This window comes from Streptomyces nitrosporeus (assembly GCF_008704555.1).
Taxonomy (GTDB): Bacteria; Actinomycetota; Actinomycetes; order Streptomycetales; family Streptomycetaceae; genus Streptomyces; species Streptomyces nitrosporeus.
In genome coordinates this window covers 2,551,231-2,566,521 of the sequence record NZ_CP023702.1, presented here as the reverse complement: position 1 = coordinate 2,566,521, position 15,291 = coordinate 2,551,231, and the positions used below count along the sequence as shown (strand labels likewise).

The window sequence follows — 15,291 nt, the reverse complement described above, 5'->3', positions numbered from 1 at the left end:
CGGCCTGACTTCGTGTGTTCGAAACGCTCTGTACCGCGACAGAACGCGACCGGGGCGGGAAAGTTACGCCGGTTCACCCCTTTCGGTGGTGCGGCGGACAACCGTCCGTCGTGCCACCGGCGTATCCGCTTACGGTCGTCCCGCTGGCTGGTTGCCGATCAACGGCAGCCGCGCACAAGGGAGATCGGGGGTGTGCTCGTGCGGATCGGACTTCTCGCGGATGCTGGTCATCCGTATGCGCCCGGTGGGTCCAGGCTCGGGTGCGATCGTCCGGTGCGCGGTCCGCGCCCGCTCCTCCCCGGCCGGTACGACGAGGGTGATCCGGGTGAGGGCGGCCTCTGCCGTGCCGCGTCCGGCGGGGCCGCGGTCCTTCCCGGGCTGCTGGCCAAACGCTTCTTCGGAGCGCCGCCGCCGGTGGCGGAGCGCCGGGTTCCGGCGCGCGCGCACCGTCCCGCAGGGCCGGGGGGCGCGTTCTGCGCGCCGGTGCGCGCCCGGGCGCTCGGACTCCTCACCGTCGGACAGCACCTCGCGGCCTTCGCCCCCATCTGTCCGGACCCGGTGGCGAAGACCCCGGCGCGCCGGGCGGGGGAAGCCGGTCCGGGCGGATGCGCCGGAGGGCCGCGCCCCTCCGCCCCGCCCCCCGGAGCCCACCTGCCGGGGCAGCCGCCCCCCGCCCGTCCGGTGGCCTCCGGCGCGCCGGAGGAGCCCGGCCGGACCTTCGGGGCGCGGCCCGAAGGCGTGTGCGCGGGCGCACGCGGGGCGGGTGGCGGCCATGCGTGACCCCATGACCGACGACGAGCGCCGGGGCGCCCCCCGGGGCCGACCCGGAGGTACGCGCGTACCGGCCCCGGACGGAACGGCTCCCGTGGCCCCGGACGGAACGGCTTCCGTGGCCCCGGACGAGGCGGCCCCTGTGGCCCTGGGCGGGACGACCCCCGTGGCTCCGGGCGGGACGGCTTCCGCGGCCCCGGAGTCGCGGGCGCCGGAGATCGCCGGCCACTCCTTCCGCCGGGCCGGGGCTCGGCGAGGATCCGCCGATCCGGGGAAGGCCCTGACGCACCGCCACCGCGACCTCCGCGAGCGGACCGCGGGCCCGCTGGAGACCGCCGCGGGCCTGGAGGCGCGCGGTGTCACCGACCGCGCCGCCGCCGGTTGCCGGCGCCGTGACGTCTTCTCACCCGCCGAGGGGCTCCACGCCCGTGAGCCCGGTACCGCCGGGTCCGGCTGTCCCACCGGCCCCACGCGCTCCACCGGCCCCGCCCGCCCCGCCGGGCCTGCCTCCGAGGCACGGGCGGCGGGCCGGGCCCTGCTCGCCCTGCTGCCCGGTGCCGCCTGCCTCGCGACCGCCGGAGTCCTCCGGCTGACCGAGGGGATCCTCGGCGGCCGGGCGCGGTTCGCCGTCACGGCCGCCGGTGCGCTCCTCGTCCTCGCCGGTCTGAAGCTCTGTCTGCGCGGCGGACCGCTGTGCACCGGGCCCGGCTCCCGCACCGCTCTGTACGTCTGCTGGCTCCTCGGGTACGCCGTGTACGGCGACGACCTGCTCGCCCAGGTCATCAGCGGCGGCCCCGAGGGCGGCTGGCACGCCACCCCCGCCCCGCTCCTCGGGCTGGCCCTGGCCGTCGCCCCCGCCGTCTGGTGCGCCCGCCTGTACGCCGTACCCGTGCGCCGGGCCCCGGCCGGAAACCATGCGCCGGCGGAATCCGGAGCCGGCGTGCGCCCCCTGCTGTTCGGGGTGGTCGCGCTCCAGACGGGCGCCACCACCGCACTGCTCCACCTCGCCGGACTCGGCTACGGAGGCGGACCCCTGGTGGCCCCGGCCGCACTGGGCACCCTGATCTTCCTGGCCCGGCTGCTGGCCGTCCACGGCTTCCCGGAGCCCGGGGCCACCGCCCTGGCCGCCGCCTGCGCCACCGAGACGGCCGCCGTCTGCCTGGTCCTGGCCGGGCGTCTGCCCGGCCTCGGCCTCCTCTCCCGGCCGGTCGACCTCCTGGTCGCCGCGGCCGGCCCCGGCGGGGTCCCCGTCCTCGCCTGTGGCACCGCAGCCCTCGGGCTGCTGATCCACGCCCCGACCGTCCTCACCCGGGCCTCTGCCCACGCGAACGCGTAGCCGCAGAGCCCGTCCCGCCGCGGAGCCGACGCCGCGGACCTTCCGTACAGCACACCTTCCTCAAAGGAGATACCGGACATGACCCCCCAGACCCCAGCACCGGCAACCCGCCGTCGGCAGCGAGGGGGCGCGTGATGAGGGTTCTACTGCTCGGAGCCAACGGGTTTCTCGGCCGGTTCGTCGCCGACCGCCTGCTCGCCGACCCCGCGGTCCACCTCACCGCGCTCGGCCGCGGCGACGACGCCGACGTGCGCTTCGACCTCGCGGGCGGCAGCCCGGGAGCGCTCACCCGCTTCCTGGACGCCGTCCATCCCGGGGTCGTCGTCAACTGCGCGGGCGCCACCCGGGGCGGGGCCAGGGAACTGACCCGCCACAACACCGTCGCGGTCGCCACCGTCTGCGAGGCCATGCGCCGCAGCCGGTGCAGCGCCCGGCTCGTCCAGGTCGGCTGCGCCTCCGAATACGGGCCCTCGCAGCCCGGCTCCTCCACCGCGGAGGACGCCGTGCCCCGTCCCGGCGGCCCCTACGGCGTCAGCAAACTGGCCGCCACCGAACTCGTCCTGGGATCCGGGCTCGACGCCGTCGTGCTCCGGGTCTTCTCCCCGGTCGGCCCCGGCACCCCGGCGGGCTCCCCACTCGGGCGGCTCGCCGAGACCATGCGGCGGGCCATCCAGTCCGGCGACCCCGAACTGAAACTCAGCGGCCTCGGCGTCCAGCGTGACTTCGTCGACGTACGGGACGTGGCGCGCGCCGTGCACGCCGCCTCGCTCTCCGCCGCGCAGGGGGTCGTCAACATCGGCACCGGCCGTGCCGTGCGGCTGCGGGACGCGGCGGCCGTCCTCGCCCGGGTCGCCGGATACGGCGGCGCGCTCCACGAACTCGACGCGCCGCCCGGCCGGCTGCCCATCGGCGCCCCCCGCACCTCCGTCGAGTCCGCCGTCGAACACCACCCGGTCACCCCGTCCCCCTACCCCGACGGCTGCGGGGCCTGGCAGCAGGCGGACGTACGGACCGCCAGGGACCGGCTCGGCTGGCGCCCCCGGATCAACCTGGAGGAGTCCCTCGCCGACATCTGGATGGAGGCGGCGTGCCGCATCTGACCGGCACGGGTCCCGGGCTGCGGACCGGCAGGGGTCCGCAGCCCGGCGTCGGTGTCCCCGGTTACGGCCATCCGCTGCTCGCGCCCGGGGAATGGGCCGAACTGGGCCGGCCCGGGACGCCCCTGCACTGGGCCGTGCTCAACATCGACAACGGGCCCGGGTACCGGCCCGACCCGCACTGCCTGGAAGCCGCCGGCCGGCTGCGTGACGCCCGCCGCCGGGCCCTGCGCGGCGAGATGCCGGACGAGGCGGCCCGGGCGGCCGGCGGCAGGCTGCTCGGCCACCTCGACCTGGCGTACGGACGCCGTCCCCACGGGGAGCTGGTCGAGGACGCCCGGTCCTTCCTCGACTGGTACCGGGTCGGCGGTTTCTACCTGGACCGCTGCCCGGCCGACCGCGCCGGCCTGCCCGCCGTCCGCCGGCTCACGAGCACCCTGGCCGCCCTCCTCGACGACGGCGCGGAGCAGGAGGGCGGCGGGCGGCTGGTCCTGGGCCACGGCACCCACCCGTACCCGGGATACGCCGAGGCCGCCGACCAGCTCGTCACCTTCCGCGGGGGATGGGCCGACTACCGCTGGTCACAGGCGGCCGAGTGGACGGCCGCCTACGGGCCCGGCCGCTTCGCGCACTTCGTCCACGGGCTGCCGCGTACGCACCTGGAGGAGGCCATACGGATCGCCCGCCGGCAGGGAGCGGGCACGGTCTTCTTCACCGACCGGGACGGAACGAGGGGGCAAACCGATCCATTCGCGACACTGCCCAGTTACTGGGACGAATTCGTCTCGCGGATCGGACCTGGTATCTCGGAATGAGAAGGCGCGTGGCAGTGTTACGGGAGAACAACCGTACGCAGATGAAGTACGTAGAAACCGACCACCTGCATTGTTGAGGTTCCTGTGTCGCTGCCACCCCTGGTCGAGCCCGCTGCCGAGCTCACCGTCGACGAGGTCCGCAGGTACTCCCGCCACCTGATCATCCCGGATGTCGGGATGGACGGACAGAAGCGGCTGAAGAACGCGAAGGTGCTCTGTGTCGGTGCCGGCGGCCTCGGCTCGCCGGCCCTGATGTACATGGCCGCGGCCGGTGTCGGCACGCTCGGCATCGTGGAGTTCGACGAGGTCGACGAGTCGAACCTGCAGCGCCAGGTCATCCACAGTCAGGCCGACATCGGCAAGTCCAAGGCGCTGTCCGCCAAGGAGACCGTCCAGGGCATCAACCCCCTGGTGAACGTGGTCCTTCACGAGGAGCGGCTCGAGGCCGACAACGTGATGGACATCTTCGCCCAGTACGACCTGATCGTGGACGGCACGGACAACTTCGCCACCCGCTATCTCGTCAACGACGCCGCGGTCCTGCTGAACAAGCCCTACATCTGGGGCTCGATCTACCGCTTCGACGGCCAGGCGTCCGTCTTCTGGTCCGAGCACGGTCCCTGCTACCGCTGCCTCTACCCGGAGCCGCCGCCGCCCGGCATGGTCCCCTCCTGCGCCGAGGGCGGTGTCCTGGGCGTGCTCTGCGCGTCCATCGGCTCCATCCAGGTCAACGAGGCCATCAAGCTGCTCGCCGGTATCGGCGACCCGCTGGTCGGCCGTCTGATGATCTACGACGCGCTGGAGATGCAGTACCGCCAGGTCAAGGTCCGCAAGGACCCGGACTGCGCGGTCTGCGGCGAGAACCCCACCGTCACCGAACTCATCGACTACGAGGCCTTCTGCGGCGTCGTGTCCGAGGAGGCCCAGGAGGCGGCGGCCGGTTCGACGATCACTCCCAAGCAGCTCAAGGAGTGGATCGACGCGGACGAGAAGATCGAGATCATCGACGTCCGTGAGCCCAACGAGTACGAGATCGTCCGGATCCCCGGCTCCCGGCTGGTCCCGAAGAACGAGTTCCTGATGGGCAACGCCCTCCAGGACCTCCCGCAGGACCGGCGCATCGTCCTGAACTGCAAGACGGGCGTCCGCAGTGCGGAGGTCCTCGCGGTCCTCAAGTCGGCGGGCTTCGCCGACGCGGTGCACGTCGGCGGCGGCGTCATCGGCTGGGTCAACCAGATCGAGCCGGCCAAGCCGGTCTACTGAAGGCCGTCCCGGACGTTCCGCTCCAGCCTTCAGGGCTTCGCACACGCGGAGAAAGGGGGCCGGTCCCACACGGGGCCGGCCCCCTTTCCGCGCGCCCGCTCAGGAACAGGCGCGCCCGTCGGCCGGGACCTTCCCGTCCAGGAAGTAGCCGTCGATGAAGTCGAAGAGCATCGACCCGAGCCGCTCGCCCCGCCGGGTGGCCTGCTTGCGGACCAGCGCGACGCCGATCGTGCCGCCCTCCGGCTCCGCGTGGTCCAGGGGCACTTCGAGGGTGGCGCACCGCCAGTCAGGCCCGGGGGCGCTGCCGCCCTCCGGGGCCTCGCAGCGCTTCCACTCCAGCGGCCCCGGCCCGGCCGGCCCCGGGGCGGACGGGTCGGAGGAGGCCCGCGAGCCGGAGGGGGAGCCCGGCACGGTGGAGGACGGCCCGGAGTCCGCCGTGCCGCAGGCGGCCAGCACGACGGCCAGCACCAGAGCGACGGCCGGCCCCGGCGGTGTGGCCGCCCGGGCCCGGGCGGGCCGCCCCGTGCACCCGGCAGGCCGGTCGCGGCCGGTCCGTCCCCGTATCCGCAAGGTTCATCTCCCCCTCGTGCGCCCGGCCCCGCCGCCCGCTCCGTACCGGCACGGCCGCGCACCGGTGGTGGTGCGCGGCCGTGCTGACGACCCCGTCCGCGGCAGCGGGCGCGGTCCCGCCGCGGGTCACTCGCAGACGGTCCCCGCCGCCGGGACCTTCCCGTCCAGCAGATAGCCGTCCACCGCCTTCTGCACACAGCTGTTGCCCGCGTTGTACGCGCCGTGCCCCTCACCCTTGTAGGTGAGCTCGACCCCCACGCCCTCGCCCAGTTCCCCGGCCATCGCCTTCGCACCCGCGTAAGGGGTCGCGGGGTCGCCGGTGTTGCCGATGACCAGGACGGGGGCGGCACCCGGTGCGCTGACGTCCGGGGTCTTCCAGGTGCCCGCCACGGGCCAGCCGGTGCACGACATCAGCCCCCAGCCCAGGTAGTCGCCGAAGACCGGGGACGCCTCGCGGAAGGCGGGCAGCGCGGCCTTCGTCCGCTCCAGGTCGAACCGCTGCGCCGAGTCCGCGCAGTTGACGGCCGTGTTGGCCGCGTTCGAGTTGTCGTAGCGGCCGTCCTGGGAACGTCCGTTCAGCGAGTCGGCCAGCGCCAGGAGCAGCCCGCCGTTCCCGCCGTCCGCCTCGTCGAGCCCCTGTTCGAGCAGGGGCCAGGTCTCCTGGGAGTAGAGGGACGCGGCGATGCCCGTGGTGGCCTGGGTCTGGGTCAGCTTCCGCTCGCCGAGCCCCGGTACGGGCTCCTTCTCCAGCTTCGCCAGCAGACCGGCGATCCACTCCTCCACCTCCTGGGAGGTGGAGCCCGTCAGCCGGCAGTCGTCCCGCTCCGCGCAGTCGGAGGTGAAGTTGTCCAGGGCCAGCTGGAAGCCCTCGGCCTGGCCGAGGGAGGACTGCTCGGCGTCCTCGGTGGGATCGACGACGGCGTCCAGCACCGCCCGGCCGACCTTCCGGGGGAACAGGTGGGCGTAGACACCGCCCAGTTCGGTCCCGTAGGAGATCCCGAAGTAGTACAGCTCGTCGTCGCCGAGCACCTGGCGGAGCAGGTCCATGTCCCGGGCCGCGTTCACCGTGCCGACGTAGGGGAGCTCCTCCCCGGAGTTCTTCTCGCAGTCCGCGGTGTAGGACTTCAGGTCCTCCACGAAGGCCTTCTCCTCCTCGGGGCTGTCCGGGGTGCCGTCCATCTGGTAGCGGGCGTCGAGGGCTTCGTCGTCCGAGCACACCACACCCTCGCTGCGGCCCACCCCGCGCGGGTCGAAGCTCACCAGGTCGTACCGGGTGCGCAGCGCGTCGTACGCCGTGCCGAAGGACGGCAGGGTGGCGACGCCCGAGGCACCCGGCCCGCCGAAGTTGAACACCAGCGAACCGATGCGCTCGTCCCGCTCCTTCGCCCTGGCCCGGACGAGCGCCAGCTCGATGGTGCGGCCACCGGGGTCCCCGTAGTCCAGGGGCACGTCCATGAAGGCGCACTCCCACGCCGTGCCGCCGGGAAGCGGTGAGGGGGCGGTGCCGCTGCCCTGCGCCTCGCTCGGGGCGGAACAGCGTTTCCAGCTGAGCTTCTGGGAGGCCAGGTCGCGGGGCGTCGCCGTGGGGGAGGCGGTCGACGCGGCAGAGGGCCGCGCCCGGTCCGTACCCCCGTCGTCCCCGCCCGAACAGGCTGCCAGGGGCAGCAGCACGGTGGCGGTGGCGGCGAGGGCGGTGGCACGCAGAGCAGGGGGAGTCCTCATGCCCCCATCGTGGGTCGGCGCGCCGGGGGCCGCCCGGGACCGCGGTCCATGCGAGTGGGCGGGGGCGGCCCGGGGCCGCGGTCCATGCGCGTGGGCGGGGCGCGGCCCGCGCGGGGGGCGGGGCGGCCCGGTGGCGTGCCGCCCCGCGTACCGCTACAGCTCGCCCTTGCGGGTCAGCTGGTTGAAGCAGATCCAGCCGGGCAGCACCGGCAGCCACAGGGTCATCACGCGGTACAGCAGCACGGCCGGCGCGGCGACCTCCTTCGGCAGGCCGACCGCGATCAGTCCCAGGGTCAGCGCACCCTCCACCGCGCCCATGCCGCCCGGGGTGGGCGCCGCCGACCCCAGGGCGTTGCCCGCGAGGAAGACCACCGCGATGCTGGCGTAGCTCAGCTGCGGTACGTCCGGACCGCTGAAGGCGCGGATCGACGCGTCCAGGCAGAGCACGAACAGGCCCGTCAGCAGCAGCATCCCGCCGATGCCGGTGACCAGCTTCTGCGGACGCTGCACCACGTCGAGCATGCGCGGCACCACCCCGGCGAACAGCGATCGCACCCGGGTCACCACGAACTTCCGCAGGAACGGGATCGCGGTCACCACCAGGACCAGCACGGCGACCGTGAGCAGGCCCGCGATCACCGTCCTCGACGGGGTGAGCGAGTCCGGCGTCCGTTCCGTACCGGTGAGGTAGCCGAACAGGGCGAGCAGCAGGATGTGGCAGCCCAGCCCGAACAGCTGGGACGCCCCGACACTCGCGACGGCGAGCCCCGGGCGTACGCCCGCGCGCTGGAGGAAGCGCGTGTTCAGCGCCACACCGCCCACCGCCGCCGGGGCGACGATCTTCACGAAGGAACCGGCGACCTGCGCCAGCACCGTGCGCCCGAACGGCACCCGTTCGGGCACGAAGCCCAGCAGGCTCATCGCCGCGGCGACGTAGCTGAGCGCGGAGAAGCCGAGGGCCGCGGCCACCCAGCCCCACTCGGCCTGCTCCACCACCGTGCCGAAGTCCGCCTCGGTGACCTGCGAGATCAGGAAGTACGCGGCGATGGCCCCGGCGATGAAACTGATCAGGGTGCGTGCCTTGATCCGCTCCAGCCGGACCGGCTCGACCGGCGCCTGAGGCCGGATCAGCAGCACCTGGCGGCGGATCTGGGCCAGCATGTCCTCCTCGCGGGCCTCTTCCAGGGCATCGTCCATCGCCCGCTTCTCGGCCTGCTTCTCCGTACGCAGCGACTTGCGGGCCGCCTTGCGGGCTCCGCCCGCCGCCCCGGCCGGCTCCTGTTCCCGCGTCCGCTCCTGCTTGGCGGCCCCGGACGCCTCCAGAACGGCCTCGCGCTCCCGCTGCGAACGCTCCCGGGCGAGCCTGCGGAGCGTCGCCCGGGTGGAACGGCTGAGCGCGATCGGCTGGAGCAGCGGCAGGCAGTCGGCCACGGCGTCGGGCCCCAGGACGGCCAGCGCCCCGGCGACCGCCCGCTCGGCACCCACCCGCAGCCCGGTCGTGGTCAGCAGCTGGGCCACGTCCATACGCAGGATCAGGTCGCCGGCGGCGATCTCACCGCCCCGCAGATCCGTGACGAACACCGCGCCGGAACGGTCCACCAGGATCGCGTCCCCGGTGAGCCTGCGGTGGGCGATCCGCCGCGACTGGAGGGCCTTCACCTGCTGCCAGGCACCGCGCAGCAGCCCGTCGGTGATCTCCTCGTCCTCCATGGCGTCCAGCGAGCGCCCGCCGATGTGCTCGTAGACCAGCATCACGGCGTCCGGACCGAGCTCGGACGTGGCGATCAGCTTGGGGGCGTTGGCCCCCGCGGCGATCGCCGCGTACGCCAGCAGCGCCTCCTGCTCCAGGGCCTGGCGCAGCGACTGGATGGACCGCCGCTGGGTGATGCTGCGCAGGGTGAGCCGGCGCCACAGCCGGTAGAAGAAGCCCTGCGCCTGCTGCTCCCGGTCGACGACGGTCACGTCCAGGGGCGGGCCGTCCTCCAGGGTGACGAGATAACGGCGGCCCCGGTCGGCCTGGTCGAGGTTCTCGGGCCCCTCCTCGGCGCGCATCGCCGCCACCGGCCGGAACCCGACGTGCCGCAGACCGGCCATCAGATGCTGGCCGGTCGGGCGTACGTTCGGCGAGCCGACCGCGTACAGGGTGCCGTACGCGACCGTCCAGCCGATCAGCACGGTCAGCACGATCGAGAACGGCGTGGTGTAGCCGCCGACGAGCATCGCGAAGGCGTCCAGGAGGAGCACGAACCACAGCACGATCCGCCACCGTGGTCTGCGCGCCATCCCGACCGCCGTCATATAGGCGATGACGGGAGCGAGATAGCCGTGCACCGGGTCGGTGAGCGCGTCGCCCGGCTGGGGCTGGGTCAGCGCGTCCCGGATGGTGCCGGGTGCCGACCGGGCCACCCAGAGGTCGGTCGCCAGGGTCACCCCGTGGGCGAGCACCGCGGCGAGCACCCCGTCCGCGATGCGCAGCCCGTCCCGCTTGACGAGCCGTTCGATCGCGAAGGCGACCGGGACGAGCAGGACGGCGATGCTGGACACCAGACCGGCGAGCTTGATCAGCAGGTCGGGCGCCTGGTCCGTGCCCTTGGAGATGTCGTCCTCGAGGCCGGTGGTGGTGTTCTGGGCGAAGGCCGCGACGGCGAGGAGCAGGGCGACGGCCGCCACGCCGATGAGGAGCCGCATCAGGTCGGACGGGCGGTGCACCCGGGCGGGCAGCAGCGGCTCGTCGCCGGAGACCTGGTCGGCCGGATCGGCGTCGGCCGGGACGAGCGTGGAACCCGCGAGGTGCCCGTGGAAGCCCCCGGGAGCACCTTCGCCGGAACCGTCCGGGGCGCCTTCCCCGGCGTCCGGGAGGCCGGCCCGGCCGGTGGAGCCGGCGCTCCCCGGTCCGCCGGGACCCTCCTGGCGCGGCTCCCCGTCGTCGGAGGCGTCGGCCGCCTTCGGTGGCTGCACGCCCCGCTCCTTCATCGCCTCGGACTGCTCTTCGTGTTCTCGTATCACCGGTCACCGCCCGCATGATGGTGGCACGGCCGGCGGACACGGGAGGGCATCAGGGTGCGTCGCGCGGGCGAGAGAAGCGCAACATACGCCCCTTTGCTCCGGCGCGCACGCGGTGTGATCATCACGACACCGAACCGGCACCGTTGTCGGTGGAGTACGGCAAGATGTGCCGGATGAGCGAAGACGGGAGCGGGGACGGGACGGGCGGCGCTCCCCGCGAAGACGCGTCGCGGGTGACCGAACTGCCCGGGTACGCGGAGCGGGTCCTGGATGTCGCGGACCTGATCCCGCCCGGCCGCGTGATGACCTACGGCGACATCGCGGAGTGGCTCGGCGAGGGCGGGCCCCGGCAGGTCGGCCGCGTGATGGCGCTGTACGGCGGCCTCGCCCCCTGGTGGCGGGTCGTCCGGGCCGACGGGACACTGCTGCCCGGCCACGGACTGCGGGCCCTGGACCACTACCGCGAGGAGGGCACCCCCCTGCGCGGCGCCTCCCGGAACGCGGACGGGCACCTCCCGCGTCTCGACATGAGGCGCGCCCGGTGGGACGGCGCGGGCGGAGCCGGGGACGCGGTTCCCGGTTCCGGCACGCCCGGCCCTCCGGGGCCGGACGGTCCCGGCCCCGGTTCCGGCGCGCCCGGCGGACCCGGCGCCGGCCCCGGGGAGCGGGGCGGCGACGGGCCGCGGGACGGTGACGGACCGGACGGTGGTGGGCCGCGGGACGGTGACGGGCCGGGTGGTGGTGGGCCGGACGGTGGCGGGCCGCGGGGTGGTGACGGACCGGACGGTGGCGGCGGGCCGAGCCGGGGCGAGAAAGCTCACATGTGACAGCTTCGGCCATCGCGCCGTACGGACCGGTGCGCCGGGCCGGATACGGCCGCCGCCCCGGTGCCACGGCCGTATCCGGGAGGAGCGGCGGCGCACACCCGCTGCGCTCCGCCCCACGGCTCGCGTAGCGTCATCAGCGCACGGCACCCGGGCCTCTTTCCGCCCGCCTGCCGTCCGCAGCATGCCCAGCCCCGAGCAGACCGAGCACACCCACCAGGACCGGCGACCCACGTGAGTTCCTCCTCCACCACCCGGAACGGCCCGCACCCTCAGGCACGGCGGCGGCCCCCGGGCGCCTACCGGCTGGTGCGCACGCCGCCGGGCTCCGTGGAGCCCCCCCTCCTGGACGCAGGGCAGCGCGCGGTGGTTGACCACCGGGACGGGCCGCTGCTGGTCCTCGCCGGGCCGGGCACCGGCAAGACCACGACACTCGTCGAAGCGGTCGCCGCGCGGGTCACGGCGGGCGGCGATCCCGCCCGGATACTGGTCCTCACCTTCAGCCGGAAGGCCGCGGTCGAACTGCGCGACCGCATGGCGGCCCGGCTCGGCGGTACCCGGGGCCCGCAGGCCACCACCTTCCACTCGTACTGCTACGCCCTGGTCCGCGCCCACCAGGACGCCGAGCTGTTCGCCGACCCGCTGCGCCTGCTCTCCGGCCCCGAGCAGGACGTCGCCGTACGCGAACTCCTGGCCGGCCAGGCGGGTCTGGAGAAGGCCGGGCTCGCACACGTCCGCTGGCCCGACGAACTGCGGGCCTGCCTCACCACCCGGGGCTTCGCCGACGAGGTACGCGCGGTCCTGGCCCGCAGCCGCGAACTGGGCCTGGGCCCCGACGCGCTGGCCGCCTTCGCCCGCCGCACCGGCCGCCCGGACTGGGGCGCGGCCGCGCAGTTCCTCGCCGAATACCTGGACGTCCTCGACGCACAGGGCGTCCTGGACTACGCCGAACTGGTCCACCGGGCGGTCCTGCTCGCCGAACGGCCCGAAGTCGCCACGGTGCTGGCCGGTGCCTACGACGCGGTCTTCGTCGACGAGTACCAGGACACGGACCCCTCACAGGTACGGCTGCTGCACGCACTGGCCGGCAACGGCACGGCCACACCCGGCGCGGGCGGCGGAGGCCGCACGCTGATCGCCTTCGGCGACCCCGACCAGTCCATCTACGCCTTCCGGGGCGCCGATGTGAACGGCATCCTCGACTTCCCCGACACCTTCCGGCGCCAGGACGGCTCCCCCGCACCGGTCGGCGTCCTCACCACCTCGCGCCGTTCCGGGGCGAAGCTGCTGGAGGCCACCCGCCTGCTCACCCGGCGGATGCCGCTGACGCGTCTGCCCTCCGACAAGGTCCGCGCCCACCGGGAGCTGTCCGCCGTACGCCGGGGCGGGCAGGTCGAGACGTACACCTACCCGACCGCGTCCACCGAGCTGGAGAACATCGCCGATCTGCTGCGGCGCGCACACCTGGAGGACGGGGTGCCCTGGCGGGACATGGCGGTCCTCGTGCGCGCCGGCGGCCGTTCGATCCCGGCCGTGCGCCGGGCCCTCACCTCCGCCGGGGTACCGCTGGAGGTGGACGGCGACGACCTCGCCCTGCGCCACGAACCCGCCGTCGCACCCCTGCTGACCGCCCTGCGCACCGTCGCCACGGCGGCCCTGAGCCCCGACACCGCGACGGACGGGACCCCGCCCGGTGCGGACGGGGAGGAGGGTGCTCCCAGGGCGGACGAGGTCCTTGCGGCGGACGGGAGGGCGGGGGCGGACGAGAGCCCGGAGGCGGGTGAGGGCCCGGGGGCGGACGAGAGCCCGGAGACGGGTGAAAGCCCAGGGGCGGACGAGGGCCCGGGGACGGACGAGGTCCCCATGGCGGGCGGGGCCCCCATGGCGAGCCGGATCGATACCGAGGCCGGCACCGAGACCGCCACGGAGGCCGGCACCGAGACCGCCACGGAGATCGACACCGAGACGGCGCTCACCCTGCTCACCTCCCCTCTCGGCGCCATGGACACCGCCGACCTGCGCCGCCTCGGCCGGGCGCTGCGGGACGACGAGAGGGCGGCGGGCAACCCGCTGCCACCGCCGTCCGGGGTACTCCTCGCGCGGGCGCTCGCCGAGCCCGAGCGCCTGGCCACCCACGATCCGGCGTACGCCCGGGGCGCCCAGCGGCTCGGCGCGCTCCTGCAGAAGGCGCGCGAGCTCCTCGAAGGCGGCGGAACCGCCGAGGAGGCGCTGTGGACCCTGTGGAACGGCACACCGTGGCCGGGCCGGCTGGAGCGGGCGGCCCTGCGCGGCGGCGCCGGCGGACGCAACGCCGACCGCGACCTCGACGCCGTGTGCGCCCTTTTCGAGACCGCGGCCCGTGCCGAGGAACGTACCGGCGGGCGGGGGGCGCTCAACTTCCTGGAGGAGATCGACGCCCAGGACATCGCCGCCGACACCCTCTCCCGGCGTTCCGTACGCCCCGACGCCGTACGGCTGATGACCGCGCACCGCTCGAAGGGCCTGGAGTGGCGGGTGGTCGTCGTCGCCGGTGTGCAGGAAGGGCTCTGGCCCGACCTGCGGCGCCGGGGGTCCCTCCTGGAGGCCGACCGGATCGGGCGCGACGGCCTGGCCGATCCGCTGCCCCCGGGGGCCCTGCTGACCGAGGAGCGCCGCCTCTTCTACGTCGCCGCCACCCGCGCCCGGGACCGGCTCGTCGTCACCGCGGTCAAGGCACCCGCCGACGACGGCGACCAGCCGTCGCGTTTCCTCACCGAACTCGGTGTCGAGCCCCGGGACGTCACCGGCCGGCCCCGGCGGCCCCTCGCCGTCGCCGCGCTCGTCGCCGAACTGAGGGCGACGACCGTCGACCCGGCCGCCTCGCCGGCGCTCCGCGACGCGGCCGCCCGCCGCCTCGCCCGGCTCGCCGCGCTCACCGACGACGAGGGGCAGCCCCTGGTGCCCGCCGCGCACCCGTACCGCTGGTGGGGACTGAACGAACCGACCCGCTCCGAGGTGCCCCTGCGCGACCGGGACCGCCCCGTCGTCCTGTCCGGCAGCGCGCTCGACCAGCTCGCCCGCACCTGTGCCCTCCAGTGGTTCCTGGGCCGCGAGGTGAAGGCCGACGCCCCGGCGACGGCCGCCCAGGGATTCGGCAACGTCGTCCACGTACTCGCCGACGAGGTGGCGTCCGGGCGTACCCCCGCCGACCTGGACGTCCTCATGGAACGTCTCGACTCCGTCTGGAACGGGCTGGTCTTCGACGCCCCCTGGAAGTCCCAGCAGGAGAAGGAGCAGGCACGCGCCGCACTGGAGCGCTTCCTGCGCTGGCACGTCATGGACCGCGCCGGGCGCACATCCGTCGCGGGCGAGCACGCGTTCGACGTGACCCTGGAGGCGGGCGAGTACGCCGTACGGATCCGCGGGTCCATGGACCGGGTCGAACGGGACACCGAAGGCCGGGCCTACGTCGTCGACTTCAAGACCGGCAGGACCGCCCCGACCAAGGACGAGGTGGCCGTCCACCCCCAGCTCGCCGTCTACCAGCTCGCCGTCCGGGAGGGCGCCGTGGACGAGGTGTTCGAAGGCCGCCCGGAATCCGGCGGCGCCGAACTCGTCCACCTGCGCCAGGCGGCGCCGAAGAAGGAGGGCGGTGACGCCCTGCCCAAGGTCCAGAGCCAGGAACCGCTGTCCGGGGAGTGGGTGCCCGAGCTGCTGGCCACCGCCGCGGGCAAGGTCCTGGACGAACGGTTCACCCCGACCAGCGGCCAGCACTGCGCCCACTGCGCCTTCCGGGCCTCGTGCAGCGCCCAGCCCGAGGGCCGGCAGATCGTCGAGTGAGCGGACGCCCGGCCGAGGTGTTCGCCACCGCTCCGCCCGGCGGGGGCCCTGCCCGCCGGGCGGAGTGA

Annotated in this window: 9 protein-coding genes; 6 read left to right on the top strand and 3 right to left on the bottom strand. The window is 74.7% G+C overall.

Annotated elements, in window-relative coordinates:
* Positions 1-889 precede the first annotated feature (889 nt).
* The 4 genes from CP967_RS11090 (at position 890) to moeZ (ending at position 5,282) form a co-directional block, all read left to right on the top strand.
* Complete coding sequence (locus tag CP967_RS11090; RefSeq protein WP_373300314.1) at positions 890-2,107, top strand: hypothetical protein; 1,218 nt, start codon at positions 890-892, stop codon at positions 2,105-2,107.
* 134 nt (positions 2,108-2,241) lie between these two features.
* On the top strand, positions 2,242-3,207 hold the full coding sequence (locus CP967_RS11085) for an NAD-dependent epimerase/dehydratase family protein (protein WP_150487825.1): 966 nt from the start codon (positions 2,242-2,244) through the stop codon (positions 3,205-3,207).
* Complete coding sequence (locus CP967_RS11080) at positions 3,195-4,019, top strand: spherulation-specific family 4 protein (RefSeq protein WP_150487824.1); 825 nt, start codon at positions 3,195-3,197, stop codon at positions 4,017-4,019. The genes CP967_RS11085 and CP967_RS11080 overlap by 13 nt, the downstream gene beginning before the upstream one ends.
* An 84-nt stretch (positions 4,020-4,103) precedes the next feature.
* A complete protein-coding gene (moeZ, locus tag CP967_RS11075) occupies positions 4,104-5,282 on the top strand; it encodes an adenylyltransferase/sulfurtransferase MoeZ (RefSeq protein ID WP_150487823.1) in 1,179 nt (392 codons plus the stop codon).
* A 99-nt stretch (positions 5,283-5,381) separates the two neighbouring features.
* Here moeZ and CP967_RS11070 read toward each other — a convergent pair whose 3' ends face one another.
* From CP967_RS11070 to CP967_RS11060, 3 genes are all read right to left on the bottom strand, one after another.
* Positions 5,382-5,750, bottom strand: coding sequence for a DUF3558 domain-containing protein (locus CP967_RS11070; RefSeq protein ID WP_150487822.1), 369 nt, complete (start codon positions 5,748-5,750; stop codon positions 5,382-5,384).
* A gap of 228 nt (positions 5,751-5,978) precedes the next feature.
* On the bottom strand, positions 5,979-7,574 hold the full coding sequence (locus CP967_RS11065) for an alpha/beta hydrolase (protein WP_150487821.1): 1,596 nt from the start codon (positions 7,572-7,574) through the stop codon (positions 5,979-5,981).
* Positions 7,575-7,727: 153 nt separating this feature from the next.
* Entirely contained in the window at positions 7,728-10,532 is a 2,805-nt protein-coding gene (locus CP967_RS11060; protein WP_150487820.1) for a lysylphosphatidylglycerol synthase domain-containing protein, read from the bottom strand.
* 221 nt (positions 10,533-10,753) lie between these two features.
* On the opposite strand from CP967_RS11060, the gene CP967_RS35385 reads away from it, so the two are divergent.
* Entirely contained in the window at positions 10,754-11,407 is a 654-nt protein-coding gene (locus CP967_RS35385) for an MGMT family protein (protein ID WP_150487819.1), read from the top strand.
* Between the two features lie 231 nt (positions 11,408-11,638).
* Entirely contained in the window at positions 11,639-15,223 is a 3,585-nt protein-coding gene (locus CP967_RS11050; protein WP_150487818.1) for an ATP-dependent DNA helicase, read from the top strand.
* The last annotated feature ends 68 nt before the right edge of the window (positions 15,224-15,291 follow it).

Coding starts and splice junctions, on each gene's coding strand:
- CP967_RS11085 (WP_150487825.1), top strand. CDS start 2,242: ATGAGGGTTCTACTGCTCGGAGCCAACGGGTTTCTCGGCCGGTTCGTC.
- CP967_RS11065 (WP_150487821.1), bottom strand. CDS start 7,574: ATGAGGACTCCCCCTGCTCTGCGTGCCACCGCCCTCGCCGCCACCGCC.
- CP967_RS35385 (WP_150487819.1), top strand. CDS start 10,754: ATGAGCGAAGACGGGAGCGGGGACGGGACGGGCGGCGCTCCCCGCGAA.